We start from the raw sequence: 20391 nt of genomic DNA on the forward strand, positions 1-20391 counted from the left end.
TTAAAAACCCCGCTTTCGCGGGGTGTTATGTTTTAAATTACAAATCCATTGGGGAAAATCGCACCTTTTTTGGTTACAATAATACCATCTTTAATGGTATAGAGCTCGGTATCGGCGTTTTCGAGATGTGGGCCGCCATTCAGCCGTACATCGTCCCCTATCCTACAGTTTTTATCAATGATACAGTTGCGGATATAACATCTTTTACCAATGCCTATAGGCGGTATGCCACGCGTCTGTTCGTTAGTAATATCGTCGATGGTTTCGTAGAAATCGCTACCCATCATATAGCAGCTTACCACTGTAGAACCGTAGCCAATGCGAGAGCGTATTCCAATCACACTGTGTTCAATACGCGAAGCATTGATGATACATCCTTCGGCAATAACGGTTTTTTCCAGTGTTGTACCACTGATTTTAGCCGGAGGTAACATGCGCGGACGGGAATAAATAGATTTAGTATTATCAAACAGGTTAAATGCAGGAATATCGGCCGTGAGTTCCAGATTGGCTTCAAAGAAAGAATGTATATTTCCGATATCGGTCCAGTAACCTTCATATTGATAGCTGGCTACTTTATAGGCATCGATAGAAGCCGGAATAATTTCTTTACCGAAATCCGTGGCATCGGGATATATTTTTAACAACAAGTCGAAAAGCAGCTGTCGATTAAAGATATAAATACCCATCGAGGCCAGATAATTTCTTCCCTTTTGCTGCATGGCAGGTCCAGTATCACTCACCCAGTCGGGCAACACATCTCTAGATGGTTTTTCAATGAAAGACCGAATGTAATTACCTTCATCTACTTTCATAATACCAAACTCTGTAGCTTCTCTATCCACTACAGGAATGGTAGCAATAGAAATATCGGCGCCACATTCTTTATGATGCTGCAGCATCTTATTAAAATCCATCTGATAGAGCTGATCTCCCGAAAGAATTAACACGTATTCGCTTGGAAAAGCAGTTAAGTGTCTTAAACATTGCCTTACAGCATCCGCAGTTCCTTGATACCAGGCGGGGTTATCCGGTGTTTGCTCAGCAGCAAGTATATCAACGAAAGCCGTGCTAAAAGCACTAAAGTGATAGGTATTTTTGATATGCCGATTTAACGACGCAGAATTAAACTGTGTAAGCACAAACATTCTATGAATGTCTGAGTTAATGCAGTTGGAGATAGGAATATCTACCAATCTGTATTTGCCGGCAATGGGTACGGCCGGTTTTGACCTGCTGCTCGTAAGAGGATACAGTCTTGTTCCTGCACCTCCTCCTAAAATCATTGCGATAACTTCCTGCGAAATACTCATATGATTTATGTTTTAATCTTTCATTTACTTTCGGGTTGAAATAAACAAGATCTGTATAAATATTAGTTCAGTTGATGCAAATCCATAATTATTTTACGGATTCATATAGCGCTATGTACTTTTTAGCTGATGCAGTCCAACTGTGATCGATGCCCATGATACGCTCCGTGATCTTGGAGAAAAGACTAGACTTATTTTCATAGAGATCGATAGCTCTTCCTACCGAATAGGTTATATCCTCAATACTGGACTGTTCCATGGTGATGCCAAATCCATCAGTTTCCCCATAGTCCTTAACAGTATCCTTCAAACCACCTATTTTTCTTACGATGGGTACGGTTCCATATCTTAAAGCATACAGCTGATTTAATCCGCAGGGTTCCACACGACTCGGCATTAATAAAAAGTCCGAACCGGCATATATTAAATGACTCAACTCCTCGTTATACCCGATATACGTATTGACATATCCTTTCAGCGTTTTATTCATCTCCGCAAGTGCCCCCTCCACATAAGGGTTTCCCGATCCTAATATCAAGAAAGAAGCCTTACCATTGTACTGATAGACTGATTGGCTGATAGCTTCAGGTAAAAGATCGGCAGCTTTTTCATCTACTAATCTACCAATAAAACTGATTAAAGGTTTGTTGGGATCGAATCCAAACTGCTGCACCAGTTTTTCTTTATTCTTAGCCTTTCCTTCTTTAACCTTTTTAGCATCATAATTGGCCACCAGATATGGATCAGTAGCCGGATTCCATACGTTGGTATCAATACCGTTGATAATACCGCTACATTTTCCTTTTTCGTATTCGAAAAGGTTTTCCAGACCCGCAGCAGCATGCCTGAGCTCTTCCATATAACTGGGACTAACGGTAGTTACTTTCCAGGCGCATTTTACTGCAGATGCCATAGGATTAATACAGTTATTCCAATCCAGCAATCCCCAATTCCAAGTATCGTAAGCCGGAATGTAATAGTATTTATCCCAACCAAACTGTCCCTGATATTGGCCGTTGTGAATTGTAAACACTACCGACACATTAGCCAGCTGATAACGAAAAGCGTAAGTATGCTTGCAGAAGAAAGGAATCAATCCGGCTTGGTGGTCATGACAATGAATAATATCGGGGCGATGTTGCCAGCGGCTCATCCAATCGCATACGGCTAATTGAAATGAAATAAACCGCTCGGTATCATCATCATACCCGTAAACTTTCTCTCTGTCCAATACACCGTTGATATCGACCAGATATAAATCAAAGCCTAGCTTATTTGTCTTTTCCTTAATGACACTGTACCTGAACCAATGGTTACCTAAAGCCTGCCCGCCTTCGTGCACCAGCTCCCACTCATTTTCATACAAAAACTTTGTACGATACATAGGCATCACCACCTTCGCTATATGCCCCAAGTCATTCTGGTATTTGGGTAAAGCGCCTACCACATCTCCCAGCCCACCTACTTTTGCCATCGGATAACACTCGGCCGAAATGTGAACTATTTCCATAATCAATCATTGGTTAGTCTAAAAGTAGGAATATTTTATTAATACAAAAAACATTCGTAATTAATTTAAAACTTTTTGGTACTAATACTTACTTTTACACCAACCAACTAAAATTAAAAACGATTGATATGAGTACACCAACCACGAAGTGGTCGCAATTTGGAACACTAATTATCGTGTTCTTTTTTTGGGGGTTTGTTGCTGCCAGTAATGATATTCTCATTCCTGTATTTAAAGAAGCGTTGCATCTGGAGCAATGGCAATCACAATTAGTTTCTTTTGCGTTTTATGTAGCCTACACAGTAGGATCATTGCTATTTCTACTCATCAGTAAGTACATCGGCAAAGATCTGTTACAGCATATAGGTTATAAAAACGGCATTGTGGTAGGGCTGATTATTTCCGCTCTGGGTACGCTGATTTTCTATCCGGCAGCTCAACAGCAGTCATTTGCCTTATTTATTACAGGTCTGTTTATTGTAGGCTTAGGTTTTTCGCTGCAACAAACAGCTGCTAATCCGCTGGCCATTATCATGGGCGACCCCAAGCTCGGTTCTCAAAGATTAAGTATGGCCGGAGGTATCAATAATTTCGGTACTACTATCGGACCACTTATTGTAAGCTTTGCCATCTTCGGCTCGTTAACCAACACTAATATTACGGCCGATATTCAAAGCATTAAAGTTCCCTATCTGTTTTTAGGGCTAGCTTTTGTGATTGTGGCAATCATCTTCAAGCTCTCTTCGGTTCCCAATAAATTTGATCTTTCAGGACCCAATGAAGAAAGCAAAATGCAACCTGAACAGCAAAATGTGGATGCACTTCCAGCCAATTACAAACCTAGTGTTTTTGCTTATCCGCAACTAGTATTGGGGATGTTTGCCATTTTCGTATACGTAGGTGTAGAAGTAGCTACTGCTGCTAACTTACCAGAATTCATGAAGGAACATTTAGGCACTCCTACCGAGCAAATTGCCCCGTATGTATCATTATTTTGGGCGAGCCTGATGATCGGTCGTTGGACAGGATCCGTAGGAGCTTTTGACATTTCTGCGGGTGCAAAAAGGATTTTGCAATTCTTAATGCCCTATATTGCTTTTGGCGTATTTCTATTGGTAAACATAATTGCCAATCATGATACTTCGCCTTTTTATATTTACGTATTCATCATTGCAGTCCTTATCGTCTGCGATATTTTAAGTAAAGGGAACCCTGCCAGACAATTGTTAATCTTTAGTTGCATGGGTATCTTAGCCTTGCTAATAGGTATCTTTGCCGAAGGCATGGTGAGCGTGTATGCATTTATTAGTGTGGGACTCTTCTGTTCTACTTTATGGCCATGTATTTTTACACTTGCCATAGCAGGATTAGGACCTCACACCAACCGCGGGTCCAGCCTGTTGATACTGATGATTATGGGGGGTGGTATTATCAGCCTAATACAAGGTTGGCTGGCATCGCCTAATATTTTAGGAATACAATTTTCCTATTTTACAGGAGTTGCCTGCTTTTTATATCTTGCATTTTATGCAATCAAAGCTAAAAAAGTACTGCAACAGCAAGGTATCGACTACGACCAAAAAGCAAGCGGCGCAGGCCATTAATTATTCACATAGCATTTTTTAAAAAACGATTAATATCATTATGAGTGTTCTTGATCTTTCCCATGAAGTAGCTATCGGCATTGACATCGGGGGAACTAATACCAAATATGGACTGGTAAATCACAGAGGTGAGATACTGGAAAAAGGCGATATTAAAACTGATGCCTACCCCACCGTAAAGGATTTCATTGATGCGCTATACGATGCTATTAAGCCTATTATTGACAAACATAAAAGCAACACACGACTGGTAGGTGTAGGAATAGGTGCACCCAACGGGAACTATTATACCGGCACTATCGAATATGCACCTAACCTGATATGGAAGGGAATATTACCCATAGCCGAATTGATGACTAAAAAATTCGGAGTACCTTGTTCGTTAACTAATGATGCGAATGCTGCAGCCGTAGGAGAAATGATGTACGGTGCAGCAAGAGGCATGAAGGATTTTATCATGATCACACTAGGGACCGGTGTGGGGAGTGGCATTGTAGCCAATGGTAGCCTTATCTACGGTCATGATGGTTTTGCCGGAGAATTGGGGCATGTCATCGTACGTCCCGGAGGTCGTAAACATTGGAGTACAGGTCATCAAGGTTCGCTCGAAGCGTATTGCTCAGCTACAGGTATTGCCATCACTGCTAAAAAGTTAAGAGCAGAAAATCCTCAGTCTCTTTTAAACAACATTCCTGAAGACCATATTGATTCCAAATCGGTATATGAAGCTGCCATGGCCGGCGATGAAACAGCCAAAGAAGTATTTCGATATACCGGACAAATTTTGGGGGAAGCATTGGCCAACTTCATTATGTTCTCCTCCCCTGAAGCTATTATTCTTTTCGGAGGTGTTATCAAAGCAGGAGAACTGATAATGAATCCTACGAAGGAACATATGGAAAAGAATCTGTTGCCCATTTTCCAGAACAAAGTAAAACTTGTATTTAGTGAGCTGAAAGAAGCTGATGCCGCTATCTTAGGCGCCAGCGCACTGGTTTGGGAAAAGATTTAATATTACCAATCATAGCCAGAACAACCCACGATTGTTACATTGATATAAATAACTAACTTTCCGTTATGAAAAAGTTTGTCGTATTATGTACCATCGTGGGTTTATTATTGGCCGCATGCTCACGAGGTCCTTACACCGCCACTAATAAGTTTTATAAGAAACAGGCTAAAAGCTATTCGAAAATACTAGCCACTTATCCACTTAACGATTCGGGCACCACATTCGTGGGTACGGTGAATTTTACGATGCGAGCTCCCAATTTTGTAATTATTCATCACACTGCACAGGGAAGCTGCGAGCAAACTTTAAAAACTTTTACTACCCCCGTAAGTAAAGTCAGCTCTCATTATGTTATTTGTAAGTCTGGAGAGGTATATCAGATGCTGAATGATATGCTTCGCGCACATCACGCCGGAGTTAGTCGTTGGGGTACTACCACCGATATTAACAGCTGCAGCATTGGCATCGAGATAGATAACAACGGAAGAGAACCTTTTACCGAAGCGCAAATCAATAGCCTATTACAATTACTGGATAGATTGAAGAAAAAGTACAATATCCCTACTACTAATTTTCTAGGACATGCTGATGTAGCACCAGGCAGAAAGGTCGACCCTAACCGCTATTTTCCCTGGCAAAAATTGGCAGAGCACGGATTTGGTTATTGGTACGACACTACAAATGTAGAAGTAAAGGAAGGATTTGATGCTCTTATGGCCTTACGAACCATCGGTTACAATATTGCTAATCCGCGCAGCGCCATTCAGTCTTATAAAATACATTTCAATCCGCAAGACACCACGACTGTCCTCACAGAGACCGATGCAAAAATTATCACAAGTCTCTTAGAGCGGTACAAATAAAAGCAGGCCTCTATAAAGACCTGCTTGTTTTATTGTAAATATGTTATTCCTTTATTGTTGTGCTGAAAGTTTCCTACTTTCCTCCCACTCTTTACGTCCCAATCCGGGAATCACATGTCTTTCGCTGTGGTAGGAAGAACGTACAAGTGGGCCACTTTCTACATAATCAAACCCCATTTCATAACCCGCATCTCTGTAGAAAGCAAATTCATTAGGATGTACAAAACGTTCTACAGGTAAGTGTTTTTGCGTTGGCTGTAGATACTGCCCAATCGTTACTACATCGCAACCATTATCTTTCAAATCACGCATGGTTTGCAATACTTCTTCTCTGGTTTCTCCCAAACCCAGCATAATACCACTTTTAGTACGCATCCCCCCTTCCTTCAATATACGTATCACCTCCATACTGCGCCAGTATTTCGCTTGGATACGCACCTTACGAGTAAGCCGCTCTACAGTTTCGATATTATGCGAAATAACCTCCGGATGGGCAGCCATCACAGTTTCGATATTTTCTTTATTACCCTTAAAGTCCGGGATAAGGGTTTCGAGTGTTGTATCAGGATTCAATGCTTTTACGGCTCTGATAGTATTGTACCATATCTGTGCGCCACCGTCTTTCAGCTCGTCTCTATCCACCGAGGTAATAACGGCATGCTTCACCTTCATTAGGTGAATAGCCTCCGCCACACGCTGTGGTTCGTCATAATCCACCGGTAACGGACGTCCGGTTGCAACGGCGCAAAATCCGCAGCTACGGGTACAAATGTTACCCAAAATCATGAATGTAGCAGTACCAGCCCCCCAGCACTCCCCCATATTGGGACAATTGCCACTCTCACAAATGGTATGTAATTTATGCGTATCTACAAGATTGCGTACGTGCTTATACTCTTCACCAATCGGCAGTTTCACACGTAACCAATCGGGTTTTTTAACTCTTGTAACAACAGGTAATTCCGTCATGATGCGAAAATAATGTATTTAAGCCGAAAGGCTGTTACCAACCTCTTCCAGCAGAATAAATTTTAAAAATAACAGTGTAAACCATCCAATTGTTTATCGGCATTAAAAGACATAGATGCACTATCTGTTAATCAATCATTTGCTACAAAAAGCCGACAGATGGTTACCGGTTTGGCAAACAATCCAAGATATCTTTTCCGATGGCTATTAGATGGTAACGGGTACGTGATATAGCTTCTTCCAAAGGCAGCGGCTCTTTGTTAATACAAAGCAGATTGTCGAAATACCTACGCAGCACCTCGTCTTTTTCGTCCGTTATTTTTCCGGCTACACCAATAACCTTTATTCCTTTTTCCTTTGCCAGTGTTGCTACGCCGAAGGGGGCTTTCCCTTCGATGGTCTGGCGATCAATCACTCCCTCCCCAGTTATCACGCAGTCTGCATCCTCCAGTATTTTCTCAAAACCGATTTTTTCAAGAAAATAATGAATCCCATCCACAATTGTTACAGAGCAGAAAGCACTAAGCCCAGCAGCCACTCCTCCAGCTGCGCCACCCCCTACTATCGTATCGATACGTACGCTACTAAGTTCATTTGCTTGACGAGCGAAGTTTCCAAGCATTTTTTCAAGCAACATTACCGCTTTAGCGTTGGCCCCTTTTTGCGGACCAAATATGGCTGCTGCTCCTTGCTCACCCAGTAATTTGTTTTTCACGTCGCAAAGAATTTTGATAGAGACCTTCTCTAAGCGCTCATCCAACATTGAAGCATCGATATACTGGAGCTGCAAAAGCGCTTCAGGAATGGGGGGTAAAGGCTGATGGTGAGTATCATAAAATTCTACTCCTAACTCATGCAGCATCCCTGCACCTCCATCTACCGTGGCACTTCCGCCGATGCAAAGCAATATCTCCGCTGCGCCCTTATTCAGCGCTGCTTTAATTAACTGCCCACATCCAGCCGTATTCGCCTTAAGCGGATTGTATTCCTCAGGCCTTAATAATCGGAGCCCTGAAGCATCGGCCAGTTCAATTACAGCCGTTTTGGTAGCGACTACCCAGCCCCAGGGCGCCCGAATGGGCCTCCCCAGCGGATCGACTACCTCACTCCAAATCGTTTCGGCCTGCAAATAATGACGCAATAAGGCTCCCGTTCCATCTCCTCCATCACCTACCGGCTGTTGCACTATCGCCCCCTGATAGCCGTATTCCCGAAGTCCTAAAGCTAGGGCTTCAGCAACTTTGTCGGCCGAAAGACTATTTTTAAAGGCATTGGGTGCAATTACAATTTTCATATTACAGTATCAGCAATGATAAAAGATAAATGCAAAGCATGCTTGCCATTCCCATCAATAATGTTGCTACAGTAAACACATGCAACATGGGCTTTAGCTGTTGCCCAGAAAAATTAGTAATCACCCAGAAATAGGAATCATTTACATGCGAGGCTGCCATAGAGCCTGCGCCCATAGCTAGTACGGCCAGTACCCGACCATTTTCCGAATCCAGCTGCAAACCGTGCAAAAAAGGATATACAATAGAGGCGGCTGTTATTACCGCCACGGTAGAAGATCCCTGCGCTGTTTTTAAAATCATAGCAACAATAAAAGGGAATAAAAGTCCCAACACCTTAAGTCCTTCCGCATTTGCCAGATAACTCTGTATGCTAAGTCCGCTGATGATGGCGCCAAAAGCACCGCCGGCACCGATGATAATAAGAATATCTCCGGCTTTTTCCATTCCCTTCTGAATGATTTGGCGTAATTCGTGTTGCTGCCATTGTATGGGAATACATAAAGCTAGTCCCAATCCAATGGTGAGTGCCAAGGCAGGATCGCCGATAATCAACCAATGTGCCATAGCTGCTGCCGTGTCAGGATAAAGACTTTGGAGAATAGCCCGAACTGCAATGAGTAATATCGGCACGATTACCGGTATAAACGCTCTTGAGGCTGGTGGCAAATACTTTTTCGATTCTTCCTCTAATTCTATTGTTTCTACAGGAAGACATCCAGCAAGTTTTCTGCCTCTCATCAGCGCCCAAATATATCCTGTAAGCATTGCAGGAATAGCTACTAAAGATCCCCATAATATGGTTTTCCCTAAATCAGCCTGCATATTGCCAGTAGCGGCTGTAATGCCGGGATGAGGCGGTACTAAACAATGCACGGAATATAATGCCGTAGCCACTACTGTACTCATGACTACAACTGAAACCCCAGTTTTACGAACCATGGACTTGCTAAGTCCATTCAGCACAATATATCCTGAATCGCAAAAGATGGGGAGCCCCACCACAAACCCCGTAAGACTCATCGCCAGCACAGACCTTCGCTCACCTACCCATTTGATGATGGCATTGGCCATAGCTGTAGTTGCGCCGTTTGCCTGCAAAACCATCCCCAACGCTGTTCCCACAATAATGATGTACCCCAAAGAGCTCATAATTTTCCCGAAGCCCTCTTTCATACTTGATAAAACGGCGGCCACATCCATACCACCTAATATACCAGTAAGAAAACAGGCCAAAGACAAGGAAAAGAATGGGTGCACTCGGTACCGTGTGCTTAAAAAAATGATCAAGCCGATACCGGCCACTAATGCTAATGCGATAAGAAATCCCGAGGAGGCAAGCATACCGATAATGAAAATTTATCGGTAAAATACGACTTTAAGAGGAAAGATATAAAGAGAATGTAAATATGCTACAACATAACCTGCATCAAACGTTCCAAAATTGCCTCTTTACTATAGCATTGTACTACGTTATTTCTACCGGCCAGCCCTTTATTTCTTATTTCTTCTAATTTTGATGTATCGAGGCTTAATAAAAAATCTCTAATTTGCTCCTCATCCCTATAAGCAAAGGCCCACCCTAAATTGTTTTCAATTACGTACTGAGCGATTTCACTATCAGTATTCCCTAAAAAAAGAATAGGTTTTCCCGCTGACAAAATGTTATACGATTTTGAAGGCACTCCTACTCCATATACAGCATCACTTAGGCTAACCAGCCCAATATGACAACTATTGAGCATTTGATTCATCTCAGACCTAGGGAAAGGTGGTAAAAAAGTGATATTAGGAATTTGATGAGCTTCTACATAGGCATCCAACTCTTTTTTAGTAGCGCCTCCTCCGGCAAAAATACAATGCACATGGGGGTTGCGGGCTTTTTCAATTATTTTAATAAATGCAAGCAGATTTTGTAACACTCCGTGATTCCCAGCAAACAGAATCACCACCTTATCTTGTAATTGCAGTTGTTTTAATAATGGCGTTTGTTTATCCTCTAAAGGGTATACTGATTCAATATCAGCCCAATTAGGAACGATTATAATATCATCCTTTCTGCTTATGGGGAAATGCTCCAACAATAGGGTTTTCATATCTCTCCCCAATACAATAATTTTTTCCGCAGCCCGTCTACATTTAACAAAAAGCGCTTTTGTCAATCGATAAAAAATATTCGTTTCTCTAGTATAACCACCGACTATCAAATTCTCAGGAAACACATCATGCATCAGTAACGTAAAACGAAAGCCCTTTATTAGTCTTAACAAGGCGTATAAAGGCGTGATAAAAGCCGGATTTGAGATAACGAATACTTTATCGTGCTTTTTAATTTTAAGCCCTTTTAAAAACAATCCTAATGAAATACCTATTACCCTTATAAGTCGTTTAAACTTATGGTTTTTATCATAGTTAAAGTATTTCCATCGATGTAGATGTATATCCTTTAGAGCTTCTGATTTTATCTCCTGATTTTTTCTTTCGTAATCCTGCGGTCCACAGATAACATGCACTTCAAAGTTTTCTCTAAACTTCAAAGCGATGTCTGTAGCAATATTGGCAGTAGCAATATCAGTATCTGGATAGAAAACTTCCGAAACAAGCCATATTCTCTGTTTCCCCATGAGCGTTTTAAATATTTTTAGACCAAACTACACGGTTAATATAGTTGACTTAACTTAAAATAATTTTTTTTTTTGAAATATTTAGAAATAAAGAGTCTCACATTAAGCAAAAACTGCGCTGTTTATCAAGTTCACTAGCATCACAACAGAATCTTAGCTACTACGAATAACTTTGGCTATGCGAAGTAAGTTTTAATCACTAATAAATCAAAAAGAATTGATAAACAGCTCGAACGCATACCAGCTTATAAAATACTGTTTCTATAAAAGCAAAGCCCCACTCAAAACAACTTTTCGTATCTAAGTGGGACTTTATTATAAATAATTTACCTAGAATCTATATCTGTTCAACATTGCAGGTTTTTAGTGAAACTATCTAAATATTTCATTTAAGTCGATTTTTAAAATAGTCTATTGTATGCAATAGCCCTTCTCTAAATCGCACTTCGGGCTGATACCCCAGCATCTGAACCGCTTTTGTAATATCAGCCTGACTATGCCGCACATCTCCAGGTCTTTCATTACCATACACGACTTCTACATCAGAATTCAAATAAGCCTTTATTTCATGCACTAATTGGTTCAATGTTATTCTTTCATTACAAGCGCAATTGAACACCTCGCTTTTTTCAATCGAAGCCTCCAGTGCTTTAATATTGGCTTGTACAACATTAGACACAAACGTAAAATCTCGGGAGGTCTCCCCATCGCCATTAATAGTTGGCGAGACATTATTAAGGATTTGGGTAATAAACAATGGGATTACGGCAGCATAAGGACCATTAATGTTTTGCTTCGGACCGAACACGTTAAAATAGCGCAGGCCAATAGAATGAAAATTATATACACGCGAAAAAACCTCTGCATATAATTCATTCACATATTTAGTAACCGCATAAGGAGATAAGGGTTTACCAATTTTATCCTCTACTTTAGGTAATGTAGGGCTATCTCCATATGTAGATGAAGAGGCCGCATATACCATACGTTGTACTTGATGCTCCTTTGCTGCGTTTAAGACATTCAGAAACCCATTAACATTCACCTCATTTGAGGTTAAAGGATCTTTGATAGAACGCGGAACAGAACCTAACGCAGCCTGATGTAATACATAGTCTACTCCTTGAACAGCCTCCATCACCGCATCGTAATTCCTTATATCCTTTTCGATAAAAACAACATTTGAGAGAGAGAGGGAATCCGATATATTTTCTTTATAACCGGTAGATAAATTATCAAATATAACTATCCTCTTTGCCTGATATTGCACCAGATATTCTACTAAGTGGGAGCCGATAAATCCGGCACCGCCTGTAACTAAGAAAGTACTGTTATTTATGTCAACCGTAGAATGATACTTACTAAAATTCATATACAATTTATTATAACCTTGCACTCACTTTTTCTTTTGGGAAAATGCCTTTTACATCATAAAAAACTTTAGCCTCTTCAATTTTGAGATCTAAAAACTCTTTATGTCCTACGGCGGCTATTACACCTTCATATTTATTAAGCCCCTCAATATTAGTCAATATTTTTATCCCATATTCATGCCAAACCTCATCTGCACTTGCCCAAGGATCGTATACATCTACTTTTAAACCAAATGAATTAAGCTCATTGATAATATCAATAACGCGACTGTTGCGAATATCCGGGCAATTTTCTTTAAAAGTTATACCCAGAATTAAAACTTCGGCACCTTTAATCTTAACATCGTTTCTAATAAGTAGCTTAATAAACTCGTTTGCTACATAAGCACCCATACTATCGTTAAGCCTGCGACCTGCTAATATTATTTCGGGATGATATCCAACTTCTTTAGCTTTTTGTGCAATATAAAATGGATCAACACCAATACAGTGGCCTCCTACCAATCCAGGTCTAAAGGGGAGAAAATTCCATTTAGTTCCTGCCGCTTCCAAAACTTCTAAAGTGTCAATATTTAGAAGATTGAAAATTTTAGCCAGCTCGTTTACAAAAGCTATATTAATATCGCGTTGTGCATTTTCTATAACCTTAGCCGCTTCTGCCACTTTTATAGATGAGGCTTTAAATGTACCGGCAGTAATTATGGACGCATACAATTGATCTACCTCCTCAGCGATCTCAGGTGTAGAACCCGACGTAACTTTTCTAATCTTAGTTACAGTATGTTCTTTGTCACCTAGATTGATACGTTCCGGCGAATAACCACAGAAAAAGTCGTTATTATACTTTAAGCCTGACTTTTCTTCCAAAATTGGAACACAGATATCTTCCGTAACGCCTGGATAAACGGTAGATTCATAAATAACAATATCTCCTTTCTTTAATACAGTAGCAACCGTTTCAGTGGCTTTTCTGATAGGTGTTAAATCCGGATTATTGTATTTATCTACAGGTGTTGGAACTGTGATAATATAAATTTGCGCTTCTTTTAAAGCTTCGATTTCCGAGGAATAAGTTAAATGTACCGCTTGCTGTAAATCGGCAGAGGTAACCTCTAGCGTTCTATCTTTATAAGCTTTTAACTCATTAATTCGGTCTGAGTTTATATCGAAACCAATGGTAGGTCGCTTCTTACCGAACTCGACAGCCAAAGGCAGTCCCACATAGCCTAGGCCAATTATCGCTACAGTTTTTGAATTTTTCATAAGAAATTGAACGCAGAGTTAGGGGTTTGAACCACTTTTTACAAAAGTATATATCTAAAATAAATCCAACAGCTCATCTTCTCTGAGATTATCTCTCTTCTATACTAGCCTAATGAATTTATAATTAAAAAGTCTTCTTTACTACACTATGTAGAAAATATTTCCACCTTTCAAGCCTAATAAATATTTTAAAATCTCCCAATTATTACCGACAAGAGCTCGTATAACTACTTCTCTGAAACGATTATTTTTAGACAACTTTGCTTTTCAAAAGCAATCAGATAAACGTTTTTATGCCTATACTACTAAAAAAATTCCACCATACCGAATCGCCGCAGAAAGTGGGATTGTTTTCAATAAAATACTCTCTCCCCTTATCATTTAAACGTGACTATATCTTCATACTCCGTAAGGGCGTAAGTATGTTAACATCATACTTCTGACAAGTCTTAACTGCAATTACGGTTACATATTCCTTATCACAATTTCAAAACCCACATAAAAACGCGGATATCAACGAAAATTATTGTTTCATTTACCTATTACTTTTCCAAACATTCAGTTTTATATAATCAGTATATGAAATAATAATTCTTACTACTTTTTCAGAAACATTAGGCATGGAATAGTCTGCTACCAAACGAAAGTTCCGATCTTTTCCTGTTTGTTGATACTGCAGTTGTACTAATCCTTGCATAATTCTTTCTGGCGACAAACCTACCATCATCACAGAGGCTTCCTCCATGGCCTCGGGTCTTTCATGTGCCTCACGAATATTCAAAGCACGGAAATTAAGAATAGAGGATTCCTCCGAAATAGTACCCGAATCCGACAATACTGCACATGCATTCATCTGTAGTGCATTATAATCGTGAAAGCCCAAGGGTTTCAGAAACTGCACTTCAGGTCTTACCTGCACTTGCTTTTTCTCTATCATATTTCGAGTGCGCGGATGGGTTGACACAATAATGGGATAGCCGTAATGCTCTGCTATGGCATTGAGAGAATTGATAAGGCCGTTGAAGTTTTTTTCTGAATTGATGTTCTCCTCGCGATGGGAAGAAACTACAAAGTACTTCCCTCTTTCCAAATTCAAGCGCTGTAATACATCCGAACTTTCAATCTGTGGCAAATAGTGCATCAGCACTTCATACATCGGCGAGCCGGTTTTAATAATGCGATCCGACGGGAAGCCTTCCTTAAGTAGGTATTCCCGGGCAATATCACTATAAGTAAGATTGATATCGGCAATGTGATCTACAATACGTCTATTGGTCTCCTCCGGTACACGCTGATCGAAGCAGCGGTTTCCCGCCTCCATATGGAAAATGGGAATTTGTCTTTTCTTGGCAGGAATGGCACATAAACAACTGTTGGTATCGCCCAGTACCAGAAAAGCATCGGGTTTTATTTGCTCCAATAAAGGATCTATTTTAATCAAAATATTACCTATGGTTTCTGTAGCTGTGGTTCCGGCTGCGTTCAGAAAATGATCTGGCTTTCTGATACCCAGATCTGAAAAAAATATTTCGTTCAGTTCGTAATCGTAATTCTGTCCAGTGTGTACCAATGTATGCTCAATTGCTTCCGATTTATCCAAGGCTGCAATTACTCTCGACAATCTGATAATCTCGGGACGGGTACCCACTACCGTCATCACTTTTAATGGTGTCATATATGGTGTTGATAAATGTTTTTTAAACAATAAAATTCCATGTTCGCCTGCTATACGTTCTCAAAATAAGTATCCGGATCATCGGGATTATATTTTTCGTTAATCCAGAAAATTGTATACAGGTCTTCCTCCCCTATATTTTTGATATTATGGGTATACCATATTGGCATATCCACATAGGCAGGTTCCTCACCGGACAGTTCAAAGTTCAGCACTTCTTGAGTGCCTATTCTTCGAAGTTGAATCAAGGCCTTACCCTTTATTACCGCAAAACGCTCTATTTTCCGGGTGTGAAAATGATTACCTCGCGTTACTCCTGGTACTGTAGTAGAAAATGAGACCTGACCTCCCATCCCCAAACGAATGACTTCGACAAAAGCTCCGCGTGGATCGACATGTTGTGTAAACTTTACCGGGAAATGGTTGGCTATATCCATGTAGCACCGATAGGTATTGAACAAATTCAGTTCGAAATTATTGGCCAATACCGGTATTTCCCCTTTATCCTGATATACGGTCTTAAAGTTCTTTAGCAAAGCCAGTATTTCTGATACTTTCGCTTCGGCAGTATGAGCAACTATATAATTCGGCTCCGACGTTCTTTTGCGAATTACATTTATGATTTCCTGAACCAGTTCACCTACGTAAATCAACTTCAGGTCACCGTCTACATGAATTTCAGGCTCCTCACCCCTCGCTACCTGTGTACAAAAAGTTGCCACCACTGAATTATAAAAAGGCTTTCCGAAAGGCCCAAATACGTTAGGGATTACCATTCCCGTAACAGGTGCCCCAGTATCCTGCGACCAAGTAGCAAGAAACGCTCTACCCTCTTTCTTCGATTTCCCATATAGATTATCTCGTTCTTCCTGCGTAGAAGAAGAAAAAATAGTATGAGGCTTAGCCCCTGTTCGACGCAACGAGTCTAAAAGAGTTTGTACCAATCCAACATTGGTTTCATAGATTACATTTGCATCAGGATGCCTATTCATTGCTGCAAGATGCACGATGGTGTCGCATTGGCTCACGAAAGCATCCAACTGTTCCTTATTTTCAAAATAATTTCTTTCAAAAGGGACTAACTCAAACTCATCTTTATATAACTGCAGTGTATTGTACAGATGACTACCTACAAAGCCAGCCTGACCAGTGATTCCTACTTTTCTCATAATGACTAAAATATATCTTTAAAATAATCTAATGGGAACCGATACTCATCTTGCACTTCACCCAACCTATAATCGCTCATTACAAGTAAGGCATTTTCGGAAGTTAGTGCGTGTATGGCCGTAATGTATCCTGCAGGAACGTGCAATACATCCGCCTTTTCTTGACTAAGCCGAAACTTTTGTGCAGGAAGATGGGGAGATGGCTGTTCCCAATTATCAACTTTAATTACGCTGATTTCATAATCACCTTCCACTGCCATAAACCAACGCTGCTCAACTTTGTGTCCCTGCCAGCCACGAATAGGTCGTACCTCACTGTTATGGATAACATATAACCGCTTTACCGGTATGGCATTAAAATCATTATTGAACCTCAATGTTCCTCTTTCATCACTATGACGGCCTCCCAGAATAATCGTAGGTTGCATATGGCTTATACGGGATAGTGAACTACATTTTTTTCTCCTAAAATATCCTCACGGATGACTGGCAATTTCTTAAGCAGCTCTTTCATCTCTTCCACGTTGAGACGATAAGTATTATGTGAGTGATATTCTTCAACCTTTGACTCCTCAGGATTTCCTTCGGAGAAATATTGCTCATAGTTCAAATCGCGTGTATCGGCAGGAATGCGATAATAGCCTCCCAAATCTTCTGCCTTCACCATATCTTCCCTATTTACGAGGGTTTCATATACTTTTTCTCCATGGCGGGTGCCGATGATTTTAATTTCGTTTTTGGCATTATAAAGTTCCAATAATGCTTTAGCTAAAGTTTCGATGGTAGCGGCAGGAGCTTTTTGTACGAAAAGATCGCCTTGACGCGCATTTTCAAAAGCATATAGCACGAGATCTACCGCATCTTCCAGTGTCATCATAAAGCGCGTCATCCCAGGATCGGTAATGGTAAGGGGCTTGCCTGATTTAATTTGATCGATAAACAAAGGAATTACAGATCCTCGGGAAGCCATTACATTGCCGTAACGTGTACAGCAGAAAACGGTTTTAGATTCGTCAAGATTACGGGAACGCGCAACGGTTACTTTTTCCATCAGTGCCTTGGACATCCCCATAGCATTGATAGGATATGCGGCTTTATCAGTGCTTAACACCACCACTCTTTTTACAGCATACTTCTCTGCCGCATTCAGCACGTTATCTGTGCCTAAGATATTCGTTTTAACTGCTTCCAAAGGAAAAAATTCGCAGGAAGGTACCTGTTTGAGCGCAGCGGCATGAAAAATATAATCCACACCCTTCACAACCGTTTCTACACTAGTACGATCCCTTACATCGCCCAGATAAAATTTAATCTTTCGATTATTATAGCGCTTACGCATATCATCCTGCTTTTTCTCATCCCGGCTGAATATGCGTATTTCTTTAAAATGATCGGTATTCAAAAAACGATGCATTACAGCATTCCCGAAGGAACCAGTTCCGCCCGTAATGAGGAGGGTTTTCCCTTGAATTTTCATACTATAAGATTTAATTTACTCTGCTACAATTGGGTGCAAATGTATCACTTTATTATAACAAGGGTAAAAAAGCATTCTTCATTTTTCGCACAAAACGGCTTTTAGAACTTTTTGAAATCTAGCCTCAGGTAAATCGAAATCCTCAATCCTTTTTAAACCATTATGAATCAATCTATTTCTCAAATTTTCATCCTCAACAAGTTGCTGAATTTTATCGGCTGCATCAGCTGGGGATGCTGGGTCGAAATATAAGGCTGCATCCCGGCATATATCCCTTGCAAAAGGGAGGTCGGTCGTGACAATAGGTTTTTGAGAATACATTGCCTCAGGATAAACAGCGGTAAAAGTTTCCAATAAAGTAGGAGCAAATATAATGTCAGATTGCTGGTAAAGATGGGGACAATATTTAGGGTTAACAGGCCCCAAGTTCATAACATTATCCAATCCCGCAAAAATCCGCTGATAATCGTCGTTTCTAATCGTTAGTATTAACTCCACATCAATAGCTCTCTGTTTCAGTATTTCCAAAACAGGAGGGATTAATTCAAATCCTTTATGAGGATAGTAACTGGAAACATACAATAATCTTGTTGCCTTACTTTCCGGCAAACTACTAAAGATTTCTTTAGATTTGTTTCTGAAAAAATTGCTACAATTATTACTTGCCACAACAATTCTCTGCAGGGGGATACCGAGAAACTTCGCGAGTCTTTTTCTACTATCCTCTGTTTCTGTCCATAATAGATCAGCTTCCCTTTTTAAAAGATATTGATGAAATTTCTTTTTTAAGTTAAACTTCCAGCTGCGCCATCCATCCCATATTCTAAAAAAATAAGTATCGTCATACAATAAATAACCATTAGCAAATCCCATAATATGTCGCGATTTCGGCCTCCAATAACAAGGACCAAAGACTGTTATTACTGCATCAGGATTTACTTCCTGCTCTATTCGGGATAAGGTCCTACTAAATCGTATATAATGCACAGGAGACTGTGTCGGATGTAAATTCACCCTATAAAACTTAAGTTGCTTGAAATGAATATAATGTTCAGGTATAATTGTTTGGGATGATGCCTTACCCAATATTACTACAAAATGGACAGAAGGTACTCGCGCTGCTTCATCTACAAATGAAGCAGCAACCTGTAAAGCGCCGCCTTTTTGAAGATTTGCAGTATTAATGATAATGGTTTTTCCGAGATTCATCGATTTTTTTATAAATTTCTATAATATCTCTTGCACGATCCGTAATCTCATGCCCGTCTTTTATTAAGCGAGCATATCCCAACTCGCCTACTTTCCTACACTGCTCTTCATTAGCCAAATAATATCGAACTTTATTCAACAATTCTTCTTTATCTCTAAAATAATCCGCTTCCACTCCTTCCTGAAACATCGAATTCAAGTCATCCGTATATTTCGCTAACATCAGGGTCTTTGTAGCTGGGATCTCAAAACAGCGTCTTGTATAAGTATCGGAATTTAAAGTGGATAAAAATACGAGGGCTATTTTGGCTTTATTGATCGTTTCGTTATACTCCTTTCGTACCGGGCGAATTTTCCCCATCACACTTTCAAAATAGTTGAAGTACTTGCTTTTATGCCAGCCAGTGCCAAATAACTTAAAAGATACACCATTTTCCAACAAATATTTTATGTATTCATCCCGGCCATCATCTTCAAAGTGTCCTATAAAAATAACATCATACTCCTTGGGAGTAGGTATTGGGAAGTTTTGATCCGCAATGTAATAAGATCGCAGTAAAGAAGTATTGCCTACTATATTTAGCGCCTCGTAATCCTTTTTATTTTTGTGACGATAGTAAAAAATATGATGATAATAAGGCAATCCCTCTATATAATATTTCCAATATCTGGAAGTGTATAATTTACCGAAGGGATCATCATTATTATAGCACATTAAAATAGATTTATGTGCCCCTTGCTCAATTACAGAAGGTTTAAAAATCCTTGGTCTATAAAAAAATACAAAATCATATTTACCTTCATCAAGTTTTCTTTCTAGGTCTTTGTTAGCTTTGTGTATTATAGGTCCTATAAGCCAATTTAACTGTAAATTGGTTATCTTTCTAGAAAGAAATGTAGTATAATCTAAATAATTACATACTTTAAACTCCTCTACCTGCAAGCCCAGACGTCTGAAAGCCTTTACCAGAGCTTCTTCATATAGTGAAAATAAATAATCACCTACTACTAAAACTTTAATCTGATTACTCATATGTC

General features: G+C 40.0%; 17 protein-coding genes. 3 read left to right on the top strand and 14 right to left on the bottom strand.

Annotated elements, in window-relative coordinates:
• Positions 1–32: 32 nt before the first annotated feature.
• Both V2H41_RS05560 and V2H41_RS05565 read right to left on the bottom strand, forming a co-directional pair.
• The gene (locus V2H41_RS05560) at positions 33–1313 is read right to left on the bottom strand and encodes a glucose-1-phosphate adenylyltransferase (protein WP_330974146.1); all 1281 of its coding nucleotides are present in this window, start codon (positions 1311–1313) and stop codon (positions 33–35) included.
• An 88-nt stretch (positions 1314–1401) separates the two neighbouring features.
• Positions 1402–2823 carry a glycogen synthase gene (locus V2H41_RS05565; protein WP_330974147.1) on the bottom strand — a complete coding sequence of 474 codons (1422 nt, stop codon included), beginning with the start codon at positions 2821–2823 and terminating at the stop codon, positions 1402–1404.
• A gap of 128 nt (positions 2824–2951) precedes the next feature.
• On the opposite strand from V2H41_RS05565, the gene V2H41_RS05570 reads away from it, so the two are divergent.
• From V2H41_RS05570 to V2H41_RS05580, 3 genes are all read left to right on the top strand, one after another.
• Positions 2952–4427, top strand: coding sequence for an MFS transporter (locus V2H41_RS05570; RefSeq protein ID WP_330974148.1), 1476 nt, complete (start codon positions 2952–2954; stop codon positions 4425–4427).
• Positions 4428–4467: 40 nt separating this feature from the next.
• The gene (locus tag V2H41_RS05575; protein WP_330974149.1) at positions 4468–5439 is read left to right on the top strand and encodes an ROK family protein; all 972 of its coding nucleotides are present in this window, start codon (positions 4468–4470) and stop codon (positions 5437–5439) included.
• Between the two features lie 65 nt (positions 5440–5504).
• Positions 5505–6302, top strand: coding sequence for an N-acetylmuramoyl-L-alanine amidase (locus V2H41_RS05580; RefSeq protein WP_330974150.1), 798 nt, complete (start codon positions 5505–5507; stop codon positions 6300–6302).
• A 51-nt stretch (positions 6303–6353) separates the two neighbouring features.
• Here V2H41_RS05580 and lipA read toward each other — a convergent pair whose 3' ends face one another.
• The 12 genes from lipA to V2H41_RS05640 form a co-directional block, all read right to left on the bottom strand.
• A complete protein-coding gene (gene lipA, locus V2H41_RS05585) occupies positions 6354–7271 on the bottom strand; it encodes a lipoyl synthase (RefSeq protein WP_330974151.1) in 918 nt (305 codons plus the stop codon).
• A gap of 163 nt (positions 7272–7434) precedes the next feature.
• A complete protein-coding gene (locus tag V2H41_RS05590) occupies positions 7435–8565 on the bottom strand; it encodes a glycerate kinase (protein ID WP_330974152.1) in 1131 nt (376 codons plus the stop codon).
• 1 nt (position 8566) lies between these two features.
• Positions 8567–9907: a GntP family permease gene (locus V2H41_RS05595; protein WP_330974153.1), complete on the bottom strand. Its 1341-nt coding sequence runs from the start codon at positions 9905–9907 to the stop codon at positions 8567–8569.
• 68 nt (positions 9908–9975) lie between these two features.
• Entirely contained in the window at positions 9976–11187 is a 1212-nt protein-coding gene (locus V2H41_RS05600; RefSeq protein WP_330974154.1) for a glycosyltransferase family 4 protein, read from the bottom strand.
• A 385-nt stretch (positions 11188–11572) separates the two neighbouring features.
• Entirely contained in the window at positions 11573–12559 is a 987-nt protein-coding gene (locus V2H41_RS05605) for an SDR family oxidoreductase (protein WP_330974155.1), read from the bottom strand.
• Between the two features lie 10 nt (positions 12560–12569).
• Positions 12570–13823: a nucleotide sugar dehydrogenase gene (locus tag V2H41_RS05610; protein ID WP_330974156.1), complete on the bottom strand. Its 1254-nt coding sequence runs from the start codon at positions 13821–13823 to the stop codon at positions 12570–12572.
• A gap of 535 nt (positions 13824–14358) precedes the next feature.
• Positions 14359–15498, bottom strand: a complete 1140-nt coding sequence (gene wecB / locus V2H41_RS05615; protein ID WP_330974157.1) for a non-hydrolyzing UDP-N-acetylglucosamine 2-epimerase — start codon at positions 15496–15498, stop codon at positions 14359–14361.
• A 50-nt stretch (positions 15499–15548) separates the two neighbouring features.
• Positions 15549–16667: a polysaccharide biosynthesis C-terminal domain-containing protein gene (locus V2H41_RS05620; protein WP_330974158.1), complete on the bottom strand. Its 1119-nt coding sequence runs from the start codon at positions 16665–16667 to the stop codon at positions 15549–15551.
• A gap of 5 nt (positions 16668–16672) precedes the next feature.
• Positions 16673–17095 (bottom strand): WxcM-like domain-containing protein, encoded by a 423-nt coding sequence (locus tag V2H41_RS05625; protein ID WP_330974159.1) that lies wholly within the window; start codon positions 17093–17095, stop codon positions 16673–16675.
• Positions 17096–17100: 5 nt separating this feature from the next.
• On the bottom strand, positions 17101–18144 hold the full coding sequence (locus V2H41_RS05630) for a polysaccharide biosynthesis protein (protein ID WP_330974160.1): 1044 nt from the start codon (positions 18142–18144) through the stop codon (positions 17101–17103).
• Positions 18145–18222: 78 nt separating this feature from the next.
• Entirely contained in the window at positions 18223–19353 is a 1131-nt protein-coding gene (locus tag V2H41_RS05635; protein ID WP_330974161.1) for a glycosyltransferase, read from the bottom strand.
• Positions 19325–20386 (bottom strand): CgeB family protein, encoded by a 1062-nt coding sequence (locus V2H41_RS05640; protein ID WP_330974162.1) that lies wholly within the window; start codon positions 20384–20386, stop codon positions 19325–19327. Before V2H41_RS05640 ends, V2H41_RS05635 begins: the two co-directional genes overlap by 29 nt.
• Positions 20387–20391: the final 5 nt, after the last annotated feature.

Origin of the sequence: Niabella digestorum (genome assembly GCF_036409055.1) — a bacterium.
In the GTDB taxonomy this organism is placed as follows: Bacteria; Bacteroidota; Bacteroidia; order Chitinophagales; family Chitinophagaceae; genus Niabella; species Niabella composti.